This window comes from Arthrobacter sp. YA7-1 (assembly GCF_025960325.1).
Lineage (GTDB): Bacteria > Actinomycetota > Actinomycetes > Actinomycetales > Micrococcaceae > Arthrobacter > Arthrobacter bambusae_A.
Map to the genome: position 1 here is coordinate 2,783,849 of NZ_CP110114.1, position 23,453 is coordinate 2,807,301.

24 protein-coding genes are annotated in these 23,453 nt (G+C 65.3%); 6 read left to right on the plus strand and 18 right to left on the minus strand.

What is annotated here, in order from left to right; all coding sequences use genetic code 11:
* The first annotated feature begins 192 nt into the window (after positions 1-192).
* The gene (locus OIT41_RS13050; protein ID WP_264637959.1) at positions 193-948 is read left to right on the plus strand and encodes a histidine phosphatase family protein; all 756 of its coding nucleotides are present in this window, start codon (positions 193-195) and stop codon (positions 946-948) included.
* Positions 935-1,846, plus strand: a complete 912-nt coding sequence (locus OIT41_RS13055; RefSeq protein WP_264636586.1) for an NAD(P)H-hydrate dehydratase — start codon at positions 935-937, stop codon at positions 1,844-1,846. The genes OIT41_RS13050 and OIT41_RS13055 overlap by 14 nt, the downstream gene beginning before the upstream one ends.
* Positions 1,847-1,901: 55 nt before the next feature.
* Here OIT41_RS13055 and OIT41_RS13060 read toward each other — a convergent pair whose 3' ends face one another.
* Both OIT41_RS13060 and OIT41_RS13065 read right to left on the minus strand, forming a co-directional pair.
* The gene (locus OIT41_RS13060) at positions 1,902-2,090 is read right to left on the minus strand and encodes a hypothetical protein (RefSeq protein WP_241707426.1); all 189 of its coding nucleotides are present in this window, start codon (positions 2,088-2,090) and stop codon (positions 1,902-1,904) included.
* A gap of 38 nt (positions 2,091-2,128) precedes the next feature.
* Entirely contained in the window at positions 2,129-3,379 is a 1,251-nt protein-coding gene (locus tag OIT41_RS13065; protein ID WP_413542331.1) for an MFS transporter, read from the minus strand.
* A gap of 187 nt (positions 3,380-3,566) precedes the next feature.
* Between OIT41_RS13065 and OIT41_RS13070 the strand changes: the two genes are divergently transcribed.
* On the plus strand, positions 3,567-4,331 hold the full coding sequence (locus OIT41_RS13070; RefSeq protein WP_264637960.1) for a DedA family protein: 765 nt from the start codon (positions 3,567-3,569) through the stop codon (positions 4,329-4,331).
* Between the two features lie 71 nt (positions 4,332-4,402).
* Here OIT41_RS13070 and rdgB read toward each other — a convergent pair whose 3' ends face one another.
* From rdgB to clpS, 6 genes are all read right to left on the minus strand, one after another.
* The gene (rdgB, locus tag OIT41_RS13075; protein WP_241707424.1) at positions 4,403-5,044 is read right to left on the minus strand and encodes an RdgB/HAM1 family non-canonical purine NTP pyrophosphatase; all 642 of its coding nucleotides are present in this window, start codon (positions 5,042-5,044) and stop codon (positions 4,403-4,405) included.
* Positions 5,041-5,799 carry a ribonuclease PH gene (gene rph, locus OIT41_RS13080; RefSeq protein ID WP_078108499.1) on the minus strand — a complete coding sequence of 253 codons (759 nt, stop codon included), beginning with the start codon at positions 5,797-5,799 and terminating at the stop codon, positions 5,041-5,043. The genes rdgB and rph overlap by 4 nt, the downstream gene beginning before the upstream one ends.
* 96 nt (positions 5,800-5,895) lie before the next feature.
* Complete coding sequence (locus OIT41_RS13085) at positions 5,896-6,693, minus strand: MBL fold metallo-hydrolase (RefSeq protein WP_241707423.1); 798 nt, start codon at positions 6,691-6,693, stop codon at positions 5,896-5,898.
* Positions 6,690-7,778: a glutamate racemase gene (gene murI, locus OIT41_RS13090; protein WP_264636588.1), complete on the minus strand. Its 1,089-nt coding sequence runs from the start codon at positions 7,776-7,778 to the stop codon at positions 6,690-6,692. The genes OIT41_RS13085 and murI overlap by 4 nt, the downstream gene beginning before the upstream one ends.
* Positions 7,779-7,882: 104 nt before the next feature.
* Positions 7,883-8,449 (minus strand): DUF2017 domain-containing protein, encoded by a 567-nt coding sequence (locus OIT41_RS13095; RefSeq protein ID WP_078108497.1) that lies wholly within the window; start codon positions 8,447-8,449, stop codon positions 7,883-7,885.
* Positions 8,442-8,849 (minus strand): ATP-dependent Clp protease adapter ClpS, encoded by a 408-nt coding sequence (clpS, locus tag OIT41_RS13100; RefSeq protein ID WP_078108496.1) that lies wholly within the window; start codon positions 8,847-8,849, stop codon positions 8,442-8,444. Before clpS ends, OIT41_RS13095 begins: the two co-directional genes overlap by 8 nt.
* A 270-nt stretch (positions 8,850-9,119) precedes the next feature.
* Here clpS and OIT41_RS13105 point away from each other — a divergent pair, with 270 nt between their 5' ends.
* Together OIT41_RS13105 and OIT41_RS13110 are read left to right on the plus strand one after the other, a co-directional pair.
* Complete coding sequence (locus OIT41_RS13105) at positions 9,120-10,448, plus strand: nicotinate phosphoribosyltransferase (protein WP_264636589.1); 1,329 nt, start codon at positions 9,120-9,122, stop codon at positions 10,446-10,448.
* Complete coding sequence (locus OIT41_RS13110; protein ID WP_078108495.1) at positions 10,449-11,075, plus strand: isochorismatase family protein; 627 nt, start codon at positions 10,449-10,451, stop codon at positions 11,073-11,075.
* Positions 11,076-11,100: 25 nt separating this feature from the next.
* Here the strand turns inward: OIT41_RS13110 and OIT41_RS13115 are convergent, their stop codons facing one another.
* The 8 genes from OIT41_RS13115 to OIT41_RS13150 form a co-directional block, all read right to left on the minus strand.
* The gene (locus OIT41_RS13115; RefSeq protein ID WP_264636590.1) at positions 11,101-12,879 is read right to left on the minus strand and encodes a DEAD/DEAH box helicase; all 1,779 of its coding nucleotides are present in this window, start codon (positions 12,877-12,879) and stop codon (positions 11,101-11,103) included.
* A gap of 197 nt (positions 12,880-13,076) precedes the next feature.
* Complete coding sequence (locus OIT41_RS13120; RefSeq protein WP_059387622.1) at positions 13,077-13,415, minus strand: DUF3039 domain-containing protein; 339 nt, start codon at positions 13,413-13,415, stop codon at positions 13,077-13,079.
* A gap of 36 nt (positions 13,416-13,451) precedes the next feature.
* On the minus strand, positions 13,452-14,234 hold the full coding sequence (gene nagB, locus OIT41_RS13125; protein WP_264636591.1) for a glucosamine-6-phosphate deaminase: 783 nt from the start codon (positions 14,232-14,234) through the stop codon (positions 13,452-13,454).
* A gap of 93 nt (positions 14,235-14,327) precedes the next feature.
* Complete coding sequence (locus OIT41_RS13130; RefSeq protein ID WP_264636592.1) at positions 14,328-15,899, minus strand: transporter; 1,572 nt, start codon at positions 15,897-15,899, stop codon at positions 14,328-14,330.
* Positions 15,881-16,672 (minus strand): ABC transporter ATP-binding protein, encoded by a 792-nt coding sequence (locus OIT41_RS13135; protein ID WP_264636593.1) that lies wholly within the window; start codon positions 16,670-16,672, stop codon positions 15,881-15,883. The genes OIT41_RS13130 and OIT41_RS13135 overlap by 19 nt, the downstream gene beginning before the upstream one ends.
* 97 nt (positions 16,673-16,769) lie before the next feature.
* Complete coding sequence (locus OIT41_RS13140; RefSeq protein ID WP_264636594.1) at positions 16,770-17,873, minus strand: NADH:flavin oxidoreductase/NADH oxidase; 1,104 nt, start codon at positions 17,871-17,873, stop codon at positions 16,770-16,772.
* On the minus strand, positions 17,873-18,838 hold the full coding sequence (locus OIT41_RS13145) for a tetratricopeptide repeat protein (protein ID WP_264636595.1): 966 nt from the start codon (positions 18,836-18,838) through the stop codon (positions 17,873-17,875). The genes OIT41_RS13140 and OIT41_RS13145 overlap by 1 nt, the downstream gene beginning before the upstream one ends.
* A 36-nt stretch (positions 18,839-18,874) precedes the next feature.
* A complete protein-coding gene (locus OIT41_RS13150) occupies positions 18,875-20,725 on the minus strand; it encodes a hypothetical protein (protein WP_264636596.1) in 1,851 nt (616 codons plus the stop codon).
* 299 nt (positions 20,726-21,024) lie between these two features.
* On the opposite strand from OIT41_RS13150, the gene OIT41_RS13155 reads away from it, so the two are divergent.
* Positions 21,025-22,215, plus strand: a complete 1,191-nt coding sequence (locus OIT41_RS13155; RefSeq protein ID WP_242598481.1) for an AI-2E family transporter — start codon at positions 21,025-21,027, stop codon at positions 22,213-22,215.
* Here the strand turns inward: OIT41_RS13155 and OIT41_RS13160 are convergent.
* Positions 22,212-23,006, minus strand: a complete 795-nt coding sequence (locus OIT41_RS13160) for an alpha/beta hydrolase (RefSeq protein WP_264636597.1) — start codon at positions 23,004-23,006, stop codon at positions 22,212-22,214. The two genes, OIT41_RS13155 and OIT41_RS13160, sit on opposite strands and share 4 nt — an antisense overlap.
* A 68-nt stretch (positions 23,007-23,074) precedes the next feature.
* Positions 23,075-23,407, minus strand: a complete 333-nt coding sequence (locus OIT41_RS13165; protein ID WP_078108485.1) for an ATP/GTP-binding protein — start codon at positions 23,405-23,407, stop codon at positions 23,075-23,077.
* Positions 23,408-23,453: the final 46 nt, after the last annotated feature.

The following is a 23,453-nucleotide window of genomic DNA, read 5'->3' on the forward strand; positions in this document are numbered from 1 at the left end:
CCTCCCCATGTCAACTCAAGCATCGCGGAATAATAAGCATGCTTAGCAGTAGCATAGACCCAAGGGAAGGACGCGGCGCCGAACTTGGCTAGACGCCGTCCTCCGGCGACGCCGATGACCGTGTGGCTATCGGGGCGACACCGAAGCAGTCCGGTCCCTGTCTCGACGAAGGAGATTCTTGTGAGCGAAAGCATGCGGGCACTATCCGGCCATGGAGCCGTCGAGCTGATCCTGGTGCGTCACGGGGAGAGCCTGGGAAACGTAGCAGCCTCGAAGGCTGGACTGTCCGGCGCGGAAGTCATTGAGGTCCCGGCGCGGGATGCCGACGTCGACCTGTCCCCCCTCGGTTACGAGCAGGCCACCGCTCTCGGTAGTTCGTTCAGCCGGCTCCCACCGTCGCAGTGCCCGGACGTGGTCTTGTGCTCTCCGTACGCCCGGGCGCGTCGCACCGCGGAAATGGTCGTAGGGGCGGCGGGCTGGAAGGTGTCGCTCCTCGTGGATGAGCGGCTCAGGGACCGCGAGCTTGGCGTCCTGGACATGCTGACCGCCAAGGGAGTGGAGCTGAGGCTGCCCGATGAGGCCCGGCGTCGCCGATGGTTGGGGAAGTTCTACTACAGGCCTCCGGGTGGCGAGTCCTGGACCGATGTCGCGCTGCGGCTGCGGAGCTTTCTCTCCGATCTTGAACAGATCTCCGGAAGAGAACGGGTCCTCGTGGTCGGCCATGACGCCGTCATCCTGCTTTTCCGGTACCTTCTGGAGGGGCTTTCCGAACAGGAACTGCTGGATATAGCCGGCACAAACACCATTCTGAACGCTTCCGTTACGCGGTATATCCGCGCCGAAGGTCACGGCCCCTGGACGCTGCAGAGCTTCAATATCGCAGACCATCTCCTGGAGCAAGGAGTCACGCTCACCGAGCACGGGAGCGACGCCGATGTCCGTCCGTGACCTGCCGGCCATCCCGGTAACCCCCACCCTTTTGCGAAGCTGGCCGCTGCCGGCACCAGGTTCGGACAAGCTCGATCGGGGGACGGTGCTGGTCGTAGGTGGGAGCCGCAAAACACCGGGGGCCGCCCTCCTCGCCGGCACCGCCGCGCTTCGTGCCGGCGCGGGCCGCCTCACGCTTGCCGTTGCTGAATCCACGGCCGTTGCTTTGGCAGTCGCCCTGCCGGAGGCAGGGGTGATCGGCTTGCCCGAAACGTCCTCCGGCTCCGTCCGTTCGACAGCCCACGAGGCGTTGCAGCCGGAACTGGAATCAGCGGAAGCAGTGCTGATCGGGCCTGGCCTTGATGACGCGGACGAGACGGCCCAACTGCTCCGGAACCTTGTAGTCAAGGAACGGATCCACGGGAACCAGACGATTGTCCTCGATGCTTACGCACTGGGGGTCCTGAGGGGACTCTTGCCTGATATCCAGCCATGGGCCGGGCATCTCATCCTGACTCCGAACCTGACCGAGTTGGGCCTGCTCCTCGGGCAGGATCCTGAAGACATCCGCAACGACATCGCCGAAGTCTCCCACCAGTACCAGGCGGTGGTCAGTTGCCAGGGCGTCATTGTCCAACCCCCGAACACCGGCCCGGCGGATACAGCCGGGTCCACGGATTGCTGGGAGATCACCACCGGTTCCGGAGGACTTGGAACGTCCGGTAGCGGAGACGTCCTGGCCGGCACCATCGCCGGACTCCGGGCCCGCGGAACGACGGATGCGCAGGCAGCCTGCTGGGGTTCGCACCTCCATGCCGCAGCCGGGGACAGGCTGGCCAGCCGGAAAGGAAGCCCCGGATACCTCGCCCGGGAACTTGCCGACGAACTACCGCCCCTCATGATGGAACTGAACACATGATGGAACGGGGTCTTTCGGCATCACGCGGTCAGTTGCCGGATGCCTGTCCGGAGAATCAGCTTCCGGTCTCTTCGGGGGTTTCCCGGGCGCGCTCTTCATTAGGGTTTTCAGAGCTTTCATCCGGGATGAAGTCCGGGTCCACCTTGACGCCCGGGCTTTCGCCCGGGATAGTCTTGCCCGCCTTGTCCCGGGCTTTCCCTTCCTCTTCCCGCCCATGGCGCCTTGGCGCACGCTCTTCGTTCATGCGCCCAAGGTAGCCCCGCCGGAGGAAGCTGGCGAGGCCTAGCGCCCGCGCTTCGCGATGGAGCGGGGCCGATTCTCCCGGGGACCGGCGGGGTAGCCGCCGCGGCGGCTGGCCAGGATGATTGCGAGCGCTGCCGCCGTCGGGACGGCTGCAGCTAGCGGCACCCACAGGGCTCCGACAGTAGTCAGGGCCAGGGCGCCAAATCCGGCGCCGACGGCGATGCCTAGTTGAATGGTCACCACGGTCAAGCCGTTCGCGGCGTCCTTGTGCTCTCCGCCGGCGCGAAGGATTGCTGCCTGGTTGTAGATGCCGACGGCCCCGAAGGCGGTTCCCCACACGGTCACGAGCACGAGCTCACCCACCCACGTGCCGCCAAGCAGCGGCAAGAGGCCGAAGGCCAGCACCAGCAGGGCGACCGCGGAAATCAGGGAGCGCCGCGGATGGGAATCCGCAGTGAGGCCGGCAATCCAGATCCCCACGAGGCTGGCGACCCCCACCACGGACAGCGAAATGCCCGTGAAGGCATCCGGCAGGCCGGAGACATGGAGGAACGGCGCGATGTAGGTGAAGAGGGTGAAGTGGCCCAAAAGCAAGAGCGGCCAGGCTGTAGCCACCGCGATCACGCCGGGGAGCTTCAGGGCCCCGCGGAGCGTCGGCGTCGTAGTACTGTCCTCGTCGGGGGTGCCAGGAAGCAACCAAATAGCCAGGAACGCGAGAACCGCACCGACTCCGGCCAGAATAAGGAAGGAGGCGCGCCAGCTGAGGACCGAGCCCATGAGCGTGCCGATCGGGGCGCCGACGGCCAGCGCGATGCTGTTACCGCTGAAGACCATGGCCATTGCTTTTCCGACGGAGCGCGCTGGAACGATCCTGGCGACGTAGGGGGCCATGCTTGACCACAGCATCCCGTGGGCCACGCCTCCGAGGAGCCTTGCCGCAACTGCCAATCCCAGGCTCGGGCTCGACGCCAACAGGACATTGCTCAGCGCGAACGCGAGCACGGTGCCGATCAACAACGCCTTACGGGGGACTCGTCCGCCGAGGAGCCTGGACAGGGGAAGGGCCGTGAAGACGATGACTGCGGCATAAGCGGCCGTCAGGGAGCCAACGGCCGATTCGTCTACCCCCAGGTCCCTGCTGATCTGCGGCAGCAGCCCGGACGGGAGGAGTTCCGTAGTCACTGCGGTGAAGCCTGCTGCGGCGAGGATCAGGAGACCGCCCCACGGGAACACCGGAGCTGACGCAGGAGCGACCGTGGCCGCTGTCCTGGGAATTGCTACGTCGCGCATCAAACGTTCTTCCTCGTCATTCATGGTCAGTTGGCTGCGGACGCAGAAGTTCTCGTCTCTTCTCTCCACGTCCACCACGCTACGCATGTCGGGCGATTGGTGGCAGTGTCTGTCAGACACCCCCAGGCACAGTCGCAAGGGCCCGACGGCGGTTGTCCCGTACCCTTGAAGGGTGACCCTTTCTGCGATGAACGACTTTGCCGTATCCGCTTTGGGGGGTGCAGGGCAGGTGCAGCCGCATATGTCCGCGCTCCTCCCCGACTGGCTGAACCCCCAGGTCTTCCTGGCCGACCCCGCATTGGCCCCATGGGTAGTCCTGCTCGTGTGCGGCATTGTGTTCGCCGAAACGGGACTCCTGGTGGGCTTCTTCCTGCCTGGCGACTCGATGCTCTTCACCGCCGGGCTCCTCGTCGCCACGGATACCATCAAGTTCAATATCTGGGCTCTTGCCGCCCTCATCGTCGTTTCTGCGATCATCGGCAACCAGAGCGGCTACCTCATCGGCTCCAAAGCCGGACCGGCCATCTTCAACAAGCCTGATTCCAAGCTGTTCAAGCGGGAGAACGTCGAGAGCGCGCACGCCTTCTTCGAAAAGCACGGTGGCAAGGCCCTGGTCCTTGCCCGCTTCGTTCCGATCATCCGCACCTTCGTCCCGGTGATTGTCGGCGTCGCCCAGATGGACAAGCGCAAGTTCTTCATTTTCAACGTCATCGGGGCGGCGCTCTGGGGCGGCGGCGTCACGCTGCTCGGCTACCTGCTCGGCGACAAGGTCCCGTGGGTCCGGGACAACCTGGACATCATCTTCGTGGTCATCGTGCTCCTCTCAGTGGTCCCCGTGGCCGTCGAGGTCCTCCGCGGCATCCTGGCAAAGCGCAAAGCCACGGACCGGGGCGCGCAACCCACCGAGGAGTTCGTCGACGGAAGCGACGCCGGAAAGCACGGCGAGCGCTAAACCCGCTGACTTATAGGAAAGGCACCCTGCAGTTGCGGGGCGCCTTTTCCGGTTAATGCCGGGCGGGAGTATTAGCGCAAGGCGTCCACGATGGCCGGTAGCAGCGCCCTGAACGCCTTGCCACGGTGGCTGATGGCGTTCTTCTCCTCGGAACTCAGCTCCGCGCAACTGCGGTCCAGCCCCTCGGGCTGCAGCACGGGGTCGTACCCGAATCCGCCCGCGCCGCGCGGTTCGCGCAACAGAGTGCCTTCCAGCTGTCCGTACTCGACCACCTCGCGCGCCCCGCCGTCGACGGCGGCCGGTACAGCGAGCGCCGCGGCGCACACGAACGCGGCTCCCCTGTGGGCGTCGGGGACGTCGGAGAGTTGCGCCAGCAAGAGCTCGAGGTTGGCGGCATCGTCACCGTGCCGGCCGGACCAGCGGGCCGAGAAGATGCCCGGCGCTCCGCCCAGGACGTCCACGGCCAGTCCCGAGTCATCGGCGATTGCCACCATACCTGTGGCTTCAGCCACGGCCCGTGCCTTGAGGAGGGAGTTCTCGGCAAACGTCACGCCGGTCTCGGCAACATCGGGAGCGCCGGCTGCGGCCGCATCGACCACTTGGGTATCGACGTCGAGTCCTGGCACTTGCCCCCTGAGGAGTTCCCGGAGTTCGCGCAGTTTTCCCTTGTTGTGGGTGGCGAGAACGAGCCGCGGCGTGGTCGACCCGCTCACGGGGCCTCGGCCAGGGTCTCGCGCTGGATTGCCGCCAGCTCGCCGGTGCCGATCAGGGCAAGGTCCAGCAAGGCATTCAGTTCGTCGCGGTCGAAGGGGGCTCCCTCCGCGGTGCCTTGCACTTCAACGAACTTGCCGGAGCCCGTGACCACCACGTTCATGTCGGTTTCCGCGCGGACGTCCTCCACGTACGGCAGGTCCAACATCGGGATGCCATCGATGATTCCCACGGAAACCGCAGCGATGGTGTCGATCAGCGGCTGTGCGTTCTTCGCGATCATCTTGTTCTCGCGGGCGAAGCGGATCGCTTCGGCGAGCGCCACGTAGGCGCCGGTAATCGCCGCGGTGCGCGTGCCGCCGTCGGCCTGCAAGACATCGCAGTCCAGCACGATCGTATTCTCGCCCAGGGCCTTGGTGTCGATGATGGAACGCAGCGAGCGGCCGATCAGGCGCGAAATTTCGTGCGTGCGTCCGCCGATCCTGCCCTTGACGGACTCACGGTCGGAACGGGTGTTCGTGGCCCGCGGCAGCATCGCGTACTCGGCCGTGACCCAGCCGCGGCCTTCGCCCTTAAGCCAGCGCGGAACGCCCTCGGTCAGGGAAGCCGTGCACAGCACCCGGGTGTTGCCGAATTCGATCAGGGCAGAACCTTCGGCCTGCTTGGACCAGCCGCGGGTGATGCTGATGGGACGGAGTTGATCGGGTGTGCGGCCGTCGGCACGGATGACGGGGACAGATGTGGCTTCGGAAGTCATACTGCAAGCTTAGCGATCCCGTGGCCCTCGCCGGACAGCACAGTTGGACTGCGCCATCGGACGACGCAGCCGGATCCCGTCGTCGGGCGGCGGCCTTCAGACGGTGTAGTGGACTCCGGCAACCGCGACGGCGACATCGCCGGCGAACTCGGGCCGCGCCTCGGCCATGACTTTGGTCTGCGATGTCCAGACCGGGATATGGGTCAGCAGGAGGCGTCGGGCTCCTGCTGCCGTCGCGGCCTGGCCCGCCCGTTTGCCGGTCAAGTGCACATCCTTGATGCCGTCGTCGCGCCCTTCTTCGAAAGCGGCCTCGCACAGGAAGAGATCGGCGTTGCGGGCGGCGTCTTCGAGTCCGGCGCACGAGTCGGTGTCTCCCGAGTACGTGAGGACCCGGCTCACGGCTTTGCCGTCTTTGTCCGGCTCTGTGACCTCCACGCGCAAGGCGTAGGCCTCTTCCACCGGGTGGTTCACGGCGTACGGTGTCACGGTGAACGGCCCGAGTTGAACGGATTGGCGTTCACTCCAGTTGCTGAAGTCGAATTCCTCGTGCATTCCCGGGTCCAACTCCAAACCGTAGGCGGTGGCCATACGGTCTGCTGTCGCGGCGGGACCCCAGACGGGGATCCTCTCCCGTCCCCAGCCACCCGGCTTCCAGCGGACGGCCACGTGCAGTCCGCAGAGATCCATGCAGTGGTCCGGGTGCAAGTGGGTCAGGAAGATGGCGTCGATATCTTCGAGGTCGGTGTAGCGCTGGATGGCCCCGAGGGCACCGCTGCCAAGGTCCATGACGATCTTCCACTGGCGCTCACCGTCGTGCGCCGTCAGCAGATAGCACGACGCCGGAGAGCCGGGACCGGGGAAGGAACCCGTGCAGCCAACAATGGTCAGTTTCACTGGATGCGGCCCCCGCGGGCCGCGCCGAATTCGTTCATGGTGAATGCTGCAGGATCAACGAAATTGGACGTCCTCGCATGATGGCCGCCGGCGCGGGCGGCCTCCAACATTTCCGGAGTGATCCGCGCGAGGCTTCCGGTCGGGTATTGGGCGGCCACGTGGTCCACGTGGCGTACGGACAGGACCTCCGGGCCGAGGAAACGGCGCGCCAGGGTTTCGAATTGGACAGCGTCGCCCGTGGCCATGAAGTCGTGCCGCGGCACACCGGGATCGGTCCTCTGGATCCCGTGGGTGGCCAAGGCGCGGTAAACGTCTTTGGCGGTCTCCTCGGCGCTCGACACAAGGGTGACGTCTTCCCCCATGACGAAGGAGATCACGCCGGTGAGCAAGGGATAGTGCGTGCAGCCCAACACCACGGTGTCCACGCCTGCGTCCCTGAGCGGCTCCAGGTATTCGTGGGCCGCGGCCAGCAGTTCGGGACCGGTGGTGATGCCGGCTTCCACGAAACTCACGAATTCCGGACAGGCCACCGAAGTGATCGTCAGGTCCGGCGCCGCGGCGAAGGTGTCCTCGTAGGCCCGGGAACCCACTGTGGCGGATGTCCCGATGACGCCGATCCGGCCGGATCTTGTCGCGGACACAGCGCGGCGGACTGCGGGCTGAATGACCTCGATGACGGGAATCCCGTAACGGGCCGTATAGCGTTCGCGGGCATCGCGCAAAACCGCGGCCGAAGCCGAGTTGCAGGCGATGGTCAGGAGCTTGACACCGGAGTCCACGAGCTCGTCCATGACGCCAAGCGCATTGGCCCGGACTTCGGCGATGGGGAGCGGCCCGTACGGTCCGTTGGCAGTGTCCCCCACATAGATGATCGACTCATGGGGCAGCTGGTCGATGATGGACCGTGCCACGGTCAGTCCGCCGACACCGGAATCGAAGACACCGATGGGGCGTGATCCCAGCAAGGGGTTGTGTGCCTGGCTGTTCAGTGATTCCGGCTTGCGCAGCGAATCCGGCTTGCGCTGTGATTCCCGCGCGGCGGCGGCGCTCTCCCCACCCGATACCGGGTCCGATGCTGAGTTCATGATTCTAGAAGAATAAGCCAAGGCATGTGCTGCAGCCATGACATGTGGCGGGGGCCTCGTGTCTGTTTTGTCACACGGAGGCCCACAAGGCCCGGCAATTCCACTCAGGGCTTCCGGTCCATCGAGGTCATCATGGCCTGGACCAACGATTCCTGGAGCCACGTGGTGAAGTTGTAGACGAGCGCCAGGTAGCTCTCTACGTCTTCGGCCTGGGACCAGTCCTGCATGGCGTGGACATGGTCGGCATCCGCTTCGTCGCGGATATCGAGGCGCTCCGCCAGCACCAAACGGACATCGTTGAGGGCCATGGACCAAAGCTTCGCCTCCTCCGGGGTGAGGACGAGCTCGTTTCGGTCCAGGCCCATCGCGGCGGCCCGGAGGGCGCCGATTTTTCCTTCCCTCAGCGAGCGCTCGGTGAGCTGGCGGAACTCGAGGGACGCGGCGTCGTCGTTCTTCATGACGTTCGGCAACAGCCGCAAAAGGGCTCGGTCGGACGGTTCCTTGACGTCCATGTCCAGGCCGATCAAGGCCGTCAGGGGATCTTCGTTCCTCGACAGCTCCGGCTCGAGCATTGAAATGACGTCATCCAGGAGTCCGCGCAGGAGATCGCGCTCGGCGGGCTCAAGGTACCCGGTGATGCCTTTGAGTCCGTACTTGAAAGCCTTAGCCACGTGCGCCGCCCTTGCGTCCCCGGCCGTCGCCGCTGCTTGCCTTTTCAACTGTTGCCCACAAACCATAGCCGTGCATGGCAACCGCGTGCTGCTCCACTTGTTCCTTGCCACCGTACGCCACGATGGACCGGCCCTTCTTGTGGACCTCAAGCATGAGCTTGTTGGATTTTGCCTCGGAATAGCCGAAGTAGCTTTGGAAGACGTAGCTCACGTAGCTCATGAGGTTGACGGGATCGTTCCAGATCACGAGGTTCCAAGGGATGTCAGCGGCGCTGAGGAGGTCGGTGGACGACTGCTCCGAGATGTCCGTCCGTTCTTTTCCCTTTAAGCCTGCGTCTGTGACTGTGTTGCTGGCTGAATAGGTGCCGGGGGCTGTGCCGGGGCCGACGGTAGTGGTCATCTGTCCATTCTAATGGTGGCGCTTGCACGCACGGCGGCGAGGGCCCCGCGTTGAGCGCAGCGAGACGTGGGAGCCGCTGGATGGGCCCACGGCGGCGAGGGCCCCGCGTTGAGCGCAGCGAGACGTGGGAGCCGCTGGATGGGCCCACGGCGGCGAGGGCCCCGCGGTGAGCGCAGCGAGACGTGGGAGCCGCTGGATGGGCCCACGGCGGCGAGGGCCCCGCGTTGAGCGCAGCGAGACGTGGGAGCCGCCGGGGACTAGAGTGAATCCGTGAGCAGATCCGTCGCCTGGGACCACCCCCGCACGTCGTTGTACACCGATCACTATGAGCTGACAATGCTCGAAGCTGCCCTCCATTCGGGCGCGGCACACCGGCGCTCCGTCTTCGAGGCCTTCGCCCGGCGCCTGCCCGATGGCCGCCGCTACGGGATCGTCGCCGGCACGGGCAGGCTGCTTGAGGGCATCAGGGACTTCCGTTTCGGAGACGCCGAACTCACGTTCCTCGATCAACACAAAGTAGTTGACAGGCAGACGCTGGACTTCCTCGCGGACTACAGGTTTTCGGGCGACATTTGGGGCTATCCGGAGGGCGAAGCCTACTTCCCCGGCTCCCCCATCCTGATCGTCGAATCAACGTTCGCGGAAGCGTGCATCCTGGAAACGTACATTTTGTCCGTGCTCAACCACGACACCGCGATTGCTTCGGCTGCCTCCCGCATGACCAGCGCGGCCGGTAACCGGCCGTGCATCGAGATGGGCTCCCGACGCACCCAGGAGGAATCCGCGACGGCGGCAGCCCGCGCCGCCGTCATCGCCGGTTTCGGCAGCACCTCCAACCTCGAGGCCGGCCGCCGCTACGGCATCAAGACCGTAGGGACGGCCGCCCATTCGTTCACGCTCCTGCATGACACCGAGCGCGAAGCCTTCCAAGCCCAGATTTCCGCCTTCGGACCGGGGACCACGCTCCTGGTAGACACCTACGACGTCGAGGTCGGGGTACGCACCGCGGTGGAGCTCGCGGGTGACAAGCTCGGGGCCGTCCGCCTTGATTCCGGCGACCTCGTGGCCCAGGCCCAGTGGGTCCGCGATCTGCTGGACAACCTCGGCAACACCGACACCCGGATCGTCGTCACCTCGGATCTCGATGAATTCGCGATCGCGGCCCTGCAATCGGCACCGGTGGACGTGTATGGCGTAGGCACCTCCCTGGTCACCGGATCGGGAGCTCCGACGGCCAGCATGGTGTACAAGCTCGTCAGCCGGACCAACGACGCCGGCGAATTCGTTCCCGTGGCCAAAGTAGCCAAGAACAAGGCCAGCGTGGGTGGTCGCAAATACGCCCTGCGCAAACTCAACGAACTCGGCATCGCGACCCACGAGATCGTGGGCATCGGACACCGGCCGGAAGACGACGGCAACGATCGCCCGCTGCTCCAGCAGTTCATCAAGAACGGCGAACTGCTCCCTGGATGGACAGGCCCTGAGGGCGTGGTCCGGGCACAGGAACGCCACGCTGCCACCATGAACGAACTCCCGCCGGTAGTCCGGAGGTTGCAGCGCGGCGAGCCCGCGATCCCCACCGTCTATGAGGAGGACTGAATGTCCCGTGCCCTGATTATCGTGGACGTCCAGAATGATTTCTGCGAGGGCGGGTCCCTCGCCGTGGAAGGTGGCGCAGCCACCGCCGCCGCCATCAGCGAATACCTTGACGCCAACCACCAGCACTTCGACCACGTTGTTGCCACGCAGGACTGGCATGTGGATCCCGGCAGCCACTTTTCGGAGACACCGGACCTCGTGGACAGTTGGCCGCCGCATTGCCGCGCCGGGAGCAAAGGCGCCGAACTCCATCCGGATCTCGACGCCGAGTACATCCAGGCGTACTTCCGCAAGGGACAGTACACAGCGGCCTATTCGGGGTTCGAAGGAGTCCTGGCACCCGAAGACGAAGTGCCCATGGGCGAGCTCGCGCCCGGCGCCGTCCCCTCCGTCGAGCTGGACGAGGACGCCCTCGGGCTCGATGACTGGCTGCAGAGCCACGGAGTGGAAGAAGTGGTGGTGGTCGGCATTGCCACGGACTACTGCGTCAGGGCCACCGCGCTCGACGCCGTGCAGGCGGGCTACTCCGTGACCGTGATCGGTGAGCTCACCGCCGGCATCGCGGAGGATCTTGACGAGACCTACGCCGAGTTGGAAGAGAACGGCGTCGAACTCGGGCAGCGCTAAGCGCCAGTAGCCTTGCCAGGCAGAGCTACTTCCGGCCGATGAACCAATCCTGGAGCTTGCGCAGCCTCGACTGCAATTGCTCTTCGTTTGCCTGGGCCACGGCCGGTCCGCCACACACCTCGCGCAACTTGTTGTGGACCACGCCGTGCGGGGTGCCGGTGCGGGCCGACCATGCTGCGACGTTTTTGGCGAGCTCATTGCGCAGATCCATCAGCATGCGGTGGTCCGGAACCGCCGGCGCCGCGGCGGTGGCCAACGGAGACTGGCGCTTCTTCCTCGACTGCTGGTCGTGCTGCCGCTGCCGGAGCAACGTTCCGACCTGTTCGGCGTCGAGCAGCCCGGGGATCCCGAGGAAGTCCAGTTCGTCCTCGGAGCCGATGTCTGCTCCCGTACCGAATTCGCCGCCGTCGAACAGCACCCTGTCAAAGGATGCCTGGGAATCGAGGGCCTCGAATTTACCCTTTTCCAGGGAGTCAGAGGCCTTCTCTTCGCGGTTGGCCTCGGCCATCAGGTTTTCTTCGGGGTTGAAGAGGCCGTCCGCGTCTTCCTTCTCGGGCCGGTCCAGTGCGTGGTCCCGCTCGGCTTCCATGGAGTTCGCCAAGGCCATGAGCGGCGGCACGGACGGCAAGAAGACCGACGCCGTTTCCCCCCGTTTGCGGGCACGGACAAAACGGCCCACGGCTTGGGCGAAGAACAGCGGCGTGGAGGTGGACGTCGCGTAGACGCCGACCGAAAGCCGGGGGACGTCAACGCCTTCGGACACCATGCGGACCGCCACCATCCAGCGCTTGTCGCTCGCCGTGAACTCCTCGATCTTGTGCGAAGCCTTGGAATCATCGGACAGGATCACCGTGGGCGACTGGCCCGTGATCTTCTTGAGCTGACCGGCGTAGGCGCGGGCGTCGTCGTGGTCCGTGGCGATCACCAGGCCGCCGGCGTCGGGCACGGTACGGCGGACCTCGCTGAGGCGCTTGTCGGCGGCGGCAAGAACGGCGGGAATCCATTCGCCGCTCGGGTTCAGGGCAGTACGCCAGGCCTGGGAGGTGATGTCCTTGGTCACGGCAGCCTCGCCAAGGGAAGCCGCCATTTCGTCTCCGGCGCTGGTACGCCAACGCATTTGGCCCGAATACGCCATGAACAGCACGGGCCGGACGACGTGGTCCCTCAACGCATTGCCGTAGCCGTAGGTGTAGTCCGCCTTCGAGCGGCGGATGCCGTCCCGGTCTTCGGCGTATTCCACGAAAGGGATGGGTGAGGTGTCGGAACGGAAAGGCGTTCCCGTGAGGGCCAGGCGCCGCGCAGCGGGATCGAAGGCCTCGCGCAATCCATCGCCCCAGGACAACGCTTCGCCGCCGTGGTGGATTTCGTCGAGGATGACCAGGGTGCGGGCGGCCTCGGTCTTCGCCCGGTGGAGCATGGGCTTGCTGGCCACTTGCGCGTAGGTCACCGCGACGCCGACGAAGCCCCTGCCGTGCTGGCCGTCGGCATTCTTGAAGTTCGGATCGATGGCAATGCCCACCTTGGCCGCGGCGTCCGCCCACTGCCGTTTCAAGTGGTCCGTAGGTGCGACGATCGTCACGCGGTTCACGGTTCCACTGTCAAGGAGCATCGACGCAATCCGCAAGGCGAAGGTGGTCTTACCGGCGCCCGGGGTTGCCACGGCGAGAAAATCGCGCGGGCTGGCGTTCAGGTACAGGTCCAGCGCTTCCTGCTGCCAGGCGCGCAACTTCGGGGCGGTTCCCCAGGCTGCGCGTTCCGGATAGGCCGGGGGCAGCGCGGGGCCGCCGAAGAGCGTTTCAGTCACGCGGTTTCCCCCCGACCAGCAACGATTCCAAGCAAGGCCGCTGCAGCCAGCGAAGCCCAAATAACCACAAAAGACACCAATCTGTTCCGGATGCGCCGAATCACGCGGGGCAGCACACAGGCAGGGAAAAGCACTCCCCCGCCTACTATCAGGAAATACCCGACTACCAGGGATTTCTTACTACTGGGGCTTGCTCGCTACTTGGAGCCGCCCGAGCCGCCTTTGTCTCCGCCGTCGTTACCGGGGCGAAGTCCTTCATAGATTTCTTTGCACTCGGGGCAGACCGGGAACTTCTGCGGGTCCCGGCCTGGGGTCCACACTTTGCCGCATAGTGCAATCACGGGTTCGCCTGTGAGGGCAGACTCCATGATCTTTTCCTTGCGGACGTAGTGCGAGAAACGCTCCCGGTCACCGGGTTCCACTTCCTGGCGCAATTCCTCGCGCTCAATGGTTGCAGTGGAAGTTCCGGCTCCGGAAAGCTCGCGCATGGGATCGTTTTCGAATGGGTCCGGAGGCAGCGTCGTCATGCCATCCATCTTAGCCGCTGATGCTTCGCGATCAGATGCACCGTGTCAGATGCTCTGCCATTTCGGCTTGTTGTCATAGGTGTGGCGATAGTAGTCGGCGAGCTTGAGCGAAGACGCGGCAGCTTCATCGATGAGGATGGTGGCGTGCTGGTGCATCTGCAGCACGGATGCCGCGCAAATGGCCGCCACCGGTCCCTCGACGAAGTCCCTGACCGCCTGGGCTTTCTGCGCCCCGGTGGCAATCAGGACCACGTGCCGGGCGTCCATGATCGTTCCCAAGCCCTGTGTGACGACGTGGTGCGGAACGTCGTCGATGCTCTTGAAGAAGCGGGCGTTGTCCTTGCGGGTCTGCTCGATCAGCGTCTTGATCCGGGTCCGCGAAGCGAGCGAGGAGCCGGGTTCGTTGAACCCGATATGGCCGTCGGTGCCCACACCAAGGATCTGAAGGTCAACGCCGCCGAGTGCGCGCATGGAGTCTTCGTACGCTTCGCAGGCTGCGGGAAGGTCCGCCGCGGTACCGTCCGGGCTGTGGACATTGGCAGGGTCGATATTAACCCGGTCCGTGAATTCACGGCGGATGACTTCACGGTACGACTCGGGATGCCCCGGCTTGAGCCCGACGTATTCGTCAAGGGCGAAGGCGTGCGCCTGACTGAAGTCGAGGCCTCTTTCCTGGTGGCGGCGCGCCAGTTCGTCGTAAACGGGGAGCGGAGAGGACCCTGTGGCGAGGCCCAGGACGGCGTTCGGCTTTCGGAGGAGCAGCGCCTCGATGGCGTCCGCGGCGAGCGCCCCGATCTGCTTGCTTCCCGGAAGGATGACAACTTCCATCGTCCACGACCTTTCTAGCTGTGTTTCCCGGATCGACTGGTTCAAACTCGAGGTTATCCCATGTCCTATAAATTATCATTGTTGGTCATGGAATCAACGGTTGACGCTCAATTGCGCGAAGAGCTCCGGCCCGCGGCGGTCAAGCCAGCGGCCACCGATCCGGACACCGGCCACAAACAAGGCCACCCCGAGAACCGTACCAATGGCTAGATTGATCCATCCCCACAGCGGATCGCCCGTGACGGACTGGACGATGACCAGGACAAGTTCAGGAAGCACCAAGAGGAACAGCACCGCCATCCCCCCGAACTGGACCGCCAGCGTCTGGGCAACGTTTCCCGGCGGCTTCTTGAAGGGGCTGTCACCGGGCAACGGCACGTTGGACGTGTAGCGCGCCGACACGATGGAGGCCAAGCCAAGGCCCGAAAACAGGACGCCCAGGGAAAGGCCCAGGACACCGGGTGACCAGTTCCAATCCCGCGTCAGGAAGAAGGGCCCGACGGCGAAGATCACCACCACCGGGAGGGCGAATGCCAGGCAGGCCAAGGCCCGGCCGAGCCGGTCATGGATGCCGCGGACCCCGGTGGCCAGATGCAAGGCAAATGCGGTGTTGTCATAGGAAACATCAGCGGCGATCGACCATGCGAGGATAAACGCAGCGATTGGCCCCAGGATCACCAGCATCGAATAGCTTCCGGACTGCCCGGACTGGAACAGGAAAATCACGGGCAACAACGGGACCACGATGAGCGACGCTGCGTAGCGCGGGTCGCGGATCCAGTAGCTGAGGGACCGCGCAGCCACGGCCCCCGTGGGAGTTGCCGGCAGCAGCCCGAACAAGCCGAGTTTTCCGCCGCGTTTCCCCGAGCCACCGGAATACGGCGGAGTGACGAGTGCCCGCTTGAGCAAGGCATTCCACGCGGCACACAACACGAGGAGGGTTGCCAGGGCGATCAAGGCCTTCAGGCCGGCAGCCGCAACATCTCCCGACGCGAGATCGCCGCCAAGCGACCAGGAAGCACCGAGCGGAGTCCAGGAGACCATCCGGGCAAGCTCGGGAAGATAGCCGGTGGAACCGGACACTCCCCTGAAGACGCCGGCAACAATCGGTCCCATCAGCACGAGCGGCACAAAGACCACAATGCTGCTCACATCCTTGAAGCGGCGGGAGGCAGCCAGGCCGGCAGTCGCCGTCGTGATGACTTTCGACAAGACCACGCAACTCAGCACGCCGAGCACGGCGCCCAGCAGTGCGCCCAGCACCGCCGGCACGCTGCGCCACCATGTTGCCGCCGTGAACAACGCCACAATCACTGTGGACAGGCCCGGCAATCCGATGAATCCGGCGAGGGCAAGTCCGGTCAGTAGCTGGCGCATGGGAACCGTCGACGTGGTGAAGCGGGAAGGGTCAAGCGTCATGTCCGCGGCCGAAGCCATCAGCGGCACCACAGCCCAGGCAACGATCGCGGCTGCGCCACCGAGGACGACGGCGGTGTGGGCCGTCTCGGCGTCGGCCCACCGCAGGGCGACGAGTGTCACCACGAGGGTCACGACAACACCCAACGCATAGAGTCCGCCGATCGCGATTCCCACAAGCTGGGCCGGACTGCGGCGGAAACCGTTCAGCAGGAGCCGCCACTTCAGGCTCAGAAGGTGCGCAACCATTCGAGGCCTCCCGTCTGGTTTCCGCGGCCCACGAGCTGCACAAAGCGGTCCTCGAGAGAGGCGCCGTCGCGGACCTCGTCGACGGTTCCGGCGGCGAGGACCCTGCCGGCAGCCACGACGGCCACGTGGTCGCACATGCGCTGCACCAGGTCCATGACATGGCTCGAGACGATGACCGTCCCTCCCGAGGCCACATAGTTGTCAAGAATTCCCCTGATGTTGGCTGCCGACACGGGATCGACGGACTCAAAGGGCTCATCCAGTACCAACAGCCTGGGCGCATGGATGAGGGCCGAGGCGAGGGCAATCTTCTTTGTCATGCCGGCGGAGTAGTCCACCACGAGGGTGCCGGCGTCGCCGCTCAGGTCCAGCGCGGCCATCAGTTCTCCCACCCTGTGGGCAACGACGTCCCTGTCCATGCCGCGGAGCAAGCCGGCATAGGTGACCAGCTGTTCACCCGTCAAGCGGTCGAAGAGGCGAACGCCGTCGGGCAGTATTCCCATCAGTTTCTTGGCTTCGAGCGGTTTCGCCCACACGTCCACGCCGTGCACATGTGCCGTTCCGAAGTCCGGCCGCAGGAGCCCGGTGGCCATGGACAACGTTGTCGTCTTGCCCGCCCCGTTGGGACCAACAACCCCGTAGAAGGAGCCGGCGGGAACGTCCAGGCTGATCCCGTCGACCGCGATCTTGCCACCGAAGCGTTTCGCCAGGCCGCGCAGGGCCAAGGCGGGCACCGGGGAGTTTAGGGGAGAACCGGGAAGCTGGACAGTCATGCAGCCAGCCTAGCCCCGGGCACGCTTCCAGGGGTCGTCCCGGAGGGGGAACTACGGAGCGCCTTTCGGGAGCCGCCTCATCCCAAAGGACTAGCGCCTAGAAGCTGTGCCGTGGAACCGCACGCTGATACTGCGGCGCCCAATCCAGGGGGAACCCGAGTTCAAAAGCCGCGCGAAGCCACCAGTGCGGATCGCGGAGGGCAGCCCGTGCCATGAACACGCCGTCGGCTTGGCCCGTGGCCACCGTATGTTCTGCCTGCCCCGAGGACGTCAGGAAGCCGACTGCACCGGTGGAAACCCCCGCTTCGCGCCGGATCTGCTCCGAGAATCCCGTCTGGTACCCAGGGCCGGCCTTGATCCGCTGGTGGGCCACAGCGCCCCCGCTGGAGACGTCCACCAAGTCCACGCCATGCTCCGACGCCGCCCGCGCGAGCCGCACGGAGGCATCGATGTCGACGCCGCCCTCAGCCCAATCACTCGCGGAAATCCGCAGCAACAACGGCATCGAATCGGGGATGACAGCGCGGACGGCGTCGACGACCGCGAGCATCAAACGGTTTCGGCCGGCCTCGCTGCCTCCCCACGCATCGTTGCGCGTGTTGATGAGGGGGCTTTGGAATTCGTGCAGGAGGTAGCCATGCGCACCGTGGATCTCTACCGTGTCGAAGCCGGCGTCCACCGCCCGTGAAGCCGCCGCCGCGAAATCCGAAATCACGGCGTGGATATCCGCCTCGTTCATGGCAAGCGGAGGTGCAAGCCCGGCAAAGGCCTCAGACCCGGGACCCCGGGCCACCCACCCGCCGTCGGACTCCGCCACTGATCCGCTCTCGTCCGCGAAGGGCCAGTACGTGGAAGCCTTGCGGCCGGCGTGGGCCAGCTGGACGCCGATCTTGCCGCCCACGGCGCTGTTGCGGTGGACGAAGTCCACGATCCGCTCCCACGCCGCCGCCTGCTCGTCCGTGTACATTCCGGCGTCCCGCGGGCTGATCCGGCCCTCGGGACTGACCGCCGCCGCCTCGGTGAGGATGAGGGCCGCGCCTCCCGTCGCAAAAGCTCCAAGATGTACCAGGTGCCAATCGTTGGGTACGCCTCCCCCGCCGTCGGGCGAGCAACTGTACTGGCACATCGGGGAAACCCAGCCACGATGCGGCAACGTCAGAGAGCGCAATGAGAGCGGACTGAACAGCGCCGGCTGAGACATTAGAAGAGGACCCGCGCCAGACCTTGACGGGCTTTGGCCACGCGTTGGTCCGAAATGCCGACGACGTCGAACAGCTCCAGCAGGCGCACGCGCGCCGTTTCCCGCTCGGGACCGAAGTTGCGGCCAATGAACGCGATGATGCGGTTGAACGCGTCCTCGATGTGTCCACCCGAGATGTCGAGGTCGGCCACCGTGAGCTGCACGTCGATGTCGTCCGGCTCCTCTGCCGCCCGCTGGCGCATGGTTTCGGCTTCCGTTGCCGTCAGGAGCTCGAGCCTGCCCATCAACTCCACTTGGGCGAGTCCTGCCTTGGCCTCGGCGTCCGCCGGCTTCTCGGCGAGCGCCTGGCGGTAAGCCGTGGCGGCAGCGGCGTAATCCCCGGCTTCGATGGCGTCGAAGGCGGCCTGGTGCAGCGGCGGCAGAGGACGGGCCTCCGCACCGGCGTCACCCGTACCGATGCTGCCTGTGACGCCGTTGGCTTCGGCCACCTTGAGGAGTTCGTCGATGAGGCTGCGGATTTCCTGGTCCGAAGCGGGCCCCTCGAAGAGCGGCACGGGCTGGCCCTTCAGGACCGCGATCGCGGTGGGGATGGCCTGGACCTGGAATGCCTGCGCAAGCTGCGGGAAGGCGTCAACATCCGCCGCGGCCAGCACCACTTTGCCGCCGTAGCCTTCGACGACGCCTTCAAGGCTATGCAGGAGGGTCGAAGCCTCCAAGGAGCGGTTTGACCACAAAAGGAAAAGGACGGGAATCTGCGCGGACAGCTGGACGAGGTCCTGGAAATTGGCCTCGGTGGCATCGACGCGAAGCGGCTGGCCGCTTCCGGGGCTGCCGCCGGACGCAGCCGGGGCACCGCTCGGTGCCGCCGGCGCAGGGCGCCGCAATGCAGAGAGGTCGACGGCGCCGCGCAGGTTGAGCTGGCTGGCAGCGGCTGGAGAGACGGGACGGGATCCTGGCGAACTCATACCGTCCACTCTAGCCGCTGCGCCAACAGCATTTGCCTACTGGAAGCTGGCTCCCACCAGACCGCGGACCGCGGCAACAAGCTTCATGGGAGCGGTGGAGCCTGCCGGTGGGATGTAAATGGCCACCGACTCCGAGAAGGTCTGCACGAGGCCGATTTTCGTGGAATCCCCGCCCGCGAGCACTGCCGCGGCTTTGTCCACGGTCAACGTGTCGCCGTCGGCCTTGGGCTTGCTGGTGAAATTGAAGTCCAGCTTTCCCACCACTACTGCGCCGCCGTCGGAGGTCCGGAACACGGCGGTATCCGCCGGAGAGGGCGTGTGCGTGAAGGTGAAGTCGCCATTGGTGCCGGACTTGACCGTGCTCGCCTGGTAGTCAAGGACATCGGCAATGTACGGCGAATTGGTGCCTTCCACGAGCTTGTCCTTGAACGCCGAATCAGCTTTGGTCAAGCGATCGCCCAGGGCTGCCATTGCTTCGGTCCCGCTGTACTGCAGTCCGGTCTTGTCTCCGGCCGCCAGCTGCGCGGTTCCGCCCAAGGGGATCGCCGGGAAGGATGTTCCCGGTTGAAGCGGCGAAGTGCTCTGCAGCTTGTAGTTCTCGCGCGGCGAGGCCTGCACGAGGGTCAGCACCTGGGGAACCACGTTGCCATCGCCCTGGGTCAGGGCAATCACGGTGCGCGGCCAGGTCCGCTGGGTGGAGATGACACTGCCCAGCAGTTTGCTGGACCGGACCGGCATCCGCGCCTCATGCGTGGCGACTTGGGACCGGATCTTGTAGTTCTGCGTGCGTACCTGCAGCTCGGTGCCGTCAACCCGGGGAGCGAGTTTGGAGGCATCGCGTGCGGCATCCCCGGCGGCCACCGCGCCGGCCACCTGGTCCAGGATGCGCTTGAGCTGCGCGTCCACCAGCACGGGGACAGCGGGCGCAGCGGCGACCCCAGCCGGGCTCGCCGTCGCGGATCCGGAGCCCGTCGTCGCCGATCCGGAAGGAGAAGGAGTCTCGGCCGCTTGGGCGCCTGCGGCGGTGCCACCCACGAGGGCGGTCACAACGGCGGCGGCTATCAGCGAAATGCGAAGTGCGGGCCCCCCGGCCGTGCCCTTGTTGGTGTCCCCGGCAGAGGTGTCCCCGCCGATGAGGGGCTTCTCGGAGTCCTTGGGGGTGTCCTCGCCGATGAGGTGCTTCTCGGAGTCCTTGGGGGTGTCCTCGCCGATAGAGTCCCTGTCGGCTCCGGTGCTGCCGCCGCCTCGCGGACCGCTGCGGCGCGGGCCCCTGCCCCTCGTGAACTTGCTGACGAACGGCAACGCCGCACCCGCGACAATGAGGATGGCGCCAATGACGATCAGCGGGACGGCCCACGGCATGGTGGCATCGTTGGCGTATGTGATGGAGACCGACGACGGCGCCGGCTTGGTTCCGTCGCTTGCCAGGAGGAGCGACCAATTGCCACTCGCAGGCGGTGTAAAGGTGTAGTCCAACTGTCCGTTGGCGTTCTCGGTTTGCACCCACATATCCGATCCGGCAGGCGACGGAGCGGTTGCTTCGCCGTCGGTGCCGGCAACCTGGAGGGATTTGCCGTCCGCGGAGACTCCGGTGATGCTGTTGTGGGCGGTCTTGCCGACCCACGCATCCACGTCATCAGGACGTCCGACGGCCACCACGAACTTGCCGTCGCCCTTGATGTTGATTTGTCTGGGACCACCCTGGTGGGTCAACACGTCTTGGGTGATCACGGTCAGCGGAGCGGCTTTGGAGCCGCCGGGAGCGGACGCGGTTACGGTCTCGGCCGGGGCCCAAAAGGTCAGCTGGCCAATGCCGGCCAACAGTGTCAGCAGGCCAAGCAGCACCAGCGAAACTGCAGTCTTCAATCGCACAGGAATACCAATCATCAGCGGTCGTTGAACTTCAAGGGTAACGGTTTTGTTACCAAAGAGTCAGTTCGGGGTCCTCCCCAAGGACTTCCCGACGCGCGGCTCAACCTCTAGAATTCGCCAATTCCGGCCTGCTGATAGTGTGGCGAACAACATGGCATCGAGCACTCCTCGAGCCTGACCACGGAACGAAAAGGCAGCTGAAACACGTGAAAGAGCGCAAGGATCCCACTCCCGCGGAACAAGAACCGGGGACTGGCCCGGACGGCTTGGCCAAGGGGCCTGCCCAGGACGGCAAGGATCACGGCGAGGGCCTGATGGCGTCCTTCGTACGCCGCCTACGCCAGCCCATTCCGGGCGCCCAGCCACGGCTCCGTTTCGAAATGCCTCCCGAACTTGAGCACGACGCGGCAACCGAGCCCGCTCAGGATGACACAGACGGTCCGCGCTTCGGTTCCCCCGGCCCGAGGATGTCCGCGCAACATCCGCTATACCTCGGATTCATGGGCACGGCCGGGGTCGGGGTCGCCCTCATGCTGTACTACATCGGCACCAATACCGCACAGCTGCTGTTGTGGATCGTCACGGCCCTGTTCATTGCCTTGGGACTTGACCCGGTAGTGCGCGGGCTCGAGGAGCGCAAGGTGCCGCGCCCTGCTGGCGTCGTCATCGCCGTCGGAGTCCTCGTAGCCGGAGTGGCGGCGTTTTTCGCCACCCTCATCCCCACCATCGTGGAACAGGTCTCGCAGATCGTGCGGCAAGCGCCGGACTGGATCCGCAGCTTCGTGGATTCCGACTTCTTCCGCTCCCTCGACAGCCAATTCGGCGTCCGCGACAAGATCAGCCAGGAACTCGACAAGTTCGTCAAGAATCCCGACGCGATGGGCGGCATCTTCGGCGGCGTCGTTGGTTTCGGATCCACGGTGGCCAACGGGGTCTTCGGGACGCTGATCGTCCTGGTCCTCAGTCTCTACTTCCTCGGGGCCCTGCCTGCCATGAAGAGATGGGGATACCGGCTCGCTCCGCGGTCGCGCAGGCCCCGGGTGGAGGCGCTTTCCGAGGAAATCACCCGCTCGGTGGGCAACTACGTGATCGGCCAGGTGTGCGTGGCCCTGCTTAATGCCTTGTTCGCCTTCATCGTCATGAGCATCCTGGGCATTCCGTTCAGCGTCCTGCTGGCCTTCGTGGTTGCCCTGCTTGCGTTCATCCCGCTGGTGGGCGGCCTGATTGCCGCCGTCGTGGTCATCCTGGTGGCCCTGACGGCGGGCTGGCAGACCGCCGTCATCTACGCCATCTGCTACTTCGCCTACCTGCAGTTCGAGGCCTACTTCATCTCCCCGCGCATCATGCAGAAAGCCGTTGCCGTCCCGGGTGCTGTTGCCGTGATCTCGGTGATCGCGGGCGGCAGCCTACTGGGCGTGCTCGGTGCCTTGATCGCCATCCCGACCGCGGCGGCCATCATGTTGCTGCTCAAGGAAGTCTTCATCGCCCGCCAGGACCGGCACTAGGCCGCTGCCACTGGACCGGACCATTGGCGCGGCAGGCCCTCCGGTCCGGCGCCTGCTTCCGTCACGTCGTCGACGATCTCGTCCAAAACCCGCGCCGCATACTTCTCTCCGACCCACAAGTGCTTGGCGCCGTCGATCCCCAGGACCCGGGCCTGGGGCACCACACTGAATCGTTCGGCGGCTTCGGCGGGCTGAAGATAGTCGTCGTGCTCCGGAACGAGGACCGTCAGCGGTTTCCCCGAGGCAGCCCATTCCTTCAAATGCACATCCGTGGCCCGGTGCAGCGGCGGGGACAGCAGGACGGCGCCCTCTACCTGGGAAGCGACGGGCTCAATGGCGCCGTACATCAAGGCCAACTCGGTGCCGAAGGACCATCCCACCAACCAGCGGTTCGGAAGCCCGCGCTCCACTGCGAAGCGAACGGCAGCCTCGACGTCGTAGCGTTCACCGATTCCCTCGTCGAACTGCCCCTGGCTGGTACCTCGTGGCGAATGGGTCCCCCGTGTGTTGAAGCGCAGAACCGCGACGCCGGCCAGCGCGGGAAGGCGATAGGACGCCTTCCGGTAGACATGCGAATCCATGAAGCCGCCGTGGGTCGGCAAGGGGTGCAGCGTGATGAGCGTCGCCGAGATCTCACCGGATTCCGGCAATGCCAGCTCACCCACGAGCAATTTGCCGTCCTCGGTGAGGAACTCCACGTTCTCGCGCCGCGCCGGCAATACCGTGGATGCCCTGATGTCCGTGGCAGACTCCGGCTGGCTGAAGACTAGGGAAGCAGGATCGAAACTCATGCTTCCAAGCTTAAGTGCTCGGCGCCGTCGTGCGACGCGCAGAGGGGCCGGAGCTGCGGCTTCAGTCCTCAGCGGTACCTGTAGGTTCGGCCGGTCCAGCAGTTGTTGTGCCAGTGCCGGCGTTCCGCCAGGCCTGCGGCATCGCCGAAGAGGTGAGTTTCGGACCACACCACCAAGTGGGCGATTCCCGGCATGATGGCCATCGAACAACCGGGGCAGACGTAGGTCTTCTCGGCGTTCCGTGCGGTCATCGTCCGGACCATCCAGTCGCCGTCGGGGGCGCTTTCCCTGCGGGCAATGCCCGAACGGGCACGTTCCAGATCCAGTTCCGGCGACTCGCCTGTCCGTTTCCAGCTTGCCTTGGCTGATTCGGTGCGTCGGGGGCGGTTGGAGCGGGGCATGACTCCATTCTGCCCCAGTCGCTGGTTGCGCGCGGTAGAGGAAGTA

Excerpts from the sequence above, each read along its gene's own strand:
- OIT41_RS13120 (WP_059387622.1), bottom strand. The coding sequence starts at position 13,415 with ATGGATGGCATGACGACGCTGCCTCCGGACCCATTCGAAAACGATCCC.
- rph (WP_078108499.1), bottom strand. The coding sequence starts at position 5,799 with ATGACTTCCGAAGCCACATCTGTCCCCGTCATCCGTGCCGACGGCCGC.
- OIT41_RS13050 (WP_264637959.1), top strand. The coding sequence starts at position 193 with ATGCGGGCACTATCCGGCCATGGAGCCGTCGAGCTGATCCTGGTGCGT.
- OIT41_RS13135 (WP_264636593.1), bottom strand. The coding sequence starts at position 16,672 with ATGACTGTCCAGCTTCCCGGTTCTCCCCTAAACTCCCCGGTGCCCGCC.
- clpS (WP_078108496.1), bottom strand. The coding sequence starts at position 8,849 with ATGACCACTACCGTCGGCCCCGGCACAGCCCCCGGCACCTATTCAGCC.
- OIT41_RS13145 (WP_264636595.1), bottom strand. The coding sequence starts at position 18,838 with ATGAGTTCGCCAGGATCCCGTCCCGTCTCTCCAGCCGCTGCCAGCCAG.
- OIT41_RS13130 (WP_264636592.1), bottom strand. The coding sequence starts at position 15,899 with ATGGTTGCGCACCTTCTGAGCCTGAAGTGGCGGCTCCTGCTGAACGGT.
- OIT41_RS13165 (WP_078108485.1), bottom strand. The coding sequence starts at position 23,407 with ATGCCCCGCTCCAACCGCCCCCGACGCACCGAATCAGCCAAGGCAAGC.
- OIT41_RS13160 (WP_264636597.1), bottom strand. The coding sequence starts at position 23,006 with ATGAGTTTCGATCCTGCTTCCCTAGTCTTCAGCCAGCCGGAGTCTGCC.
- OIT41_RS13150 (WP_264636596.1), bottom strand. The coding sequence starts at position 20,725 with ATGATTGGTATTCCTGTGCGATTGAAGACTGCAGTTTCGCTGGTGCTG.
- OIT41_RS13065 (WP_413542331.1), bottom strand. The coding sequence starts at position 3,379 with ATGCGCGACGTAGCAATTCCCAGGACAGCGGCCACGGTCGCTCCTGCG.
- OIT41_RS13055 (WP_264636586.1), top strand. The coding sequence starts at position 935 with ATGTCCGTCCGTGACCTGCCGGCCATCCCGGTAACCCCCACCCTTTTG.
- OIT41_RS13110 (WP_078108495.1), top strand. The coding sequence starts at position 10,449 with ATGTCCCGTGCCCTGATTATCGTGGACGTCCAGAATGATTTCTGCGAG.
- OIT41_RS13140 (WP_264636594.1), bottom strand. The coding sequence starts at position 17,873 with ATGTCTCAGCCGGCGCTGTTCAGTCCGCTCTCATTGCGCTCTCTGACG.
- OIT41_RS13060 (WP_241707426.1), bottom strand. The coding sequence starts at position 2,090 with ATGAACGAAGAGCGTGCGCCAAGGCGCCATGGGCGGGAAGAGGAAGGG.
- OIT41_RS13070 (WP_264637960.1), top strand. The coding sequence starts at position 3,567 with ATGAACGACTTTGCCGTATCCGCTTTGGGGGGTGCAGGGCAGGTGCAG.
- OIT41_RS13155 (WP_242598481.1), top strand. The coding sequence starts at position 21,025 with ATGGCGTCCTTCGTACGCCGCCTACGCCAGCCCATTCCGGGCGCCCAG.
- murI (WP_264636588.1), bottom strand. The coding sequence starts at position 7,778 with ATGAACTCAGCATCGGACCCGGTATCGGGTGGGGAGAGCGCCGCCGCC.
- nagB (WP_264636591.1), bottom strand. The coding sequence starts at position 14,234 with ATGGAAGTTGTCATCCTTCCGGGAAGCAAGCAGATCGGGGCGCTCGCC.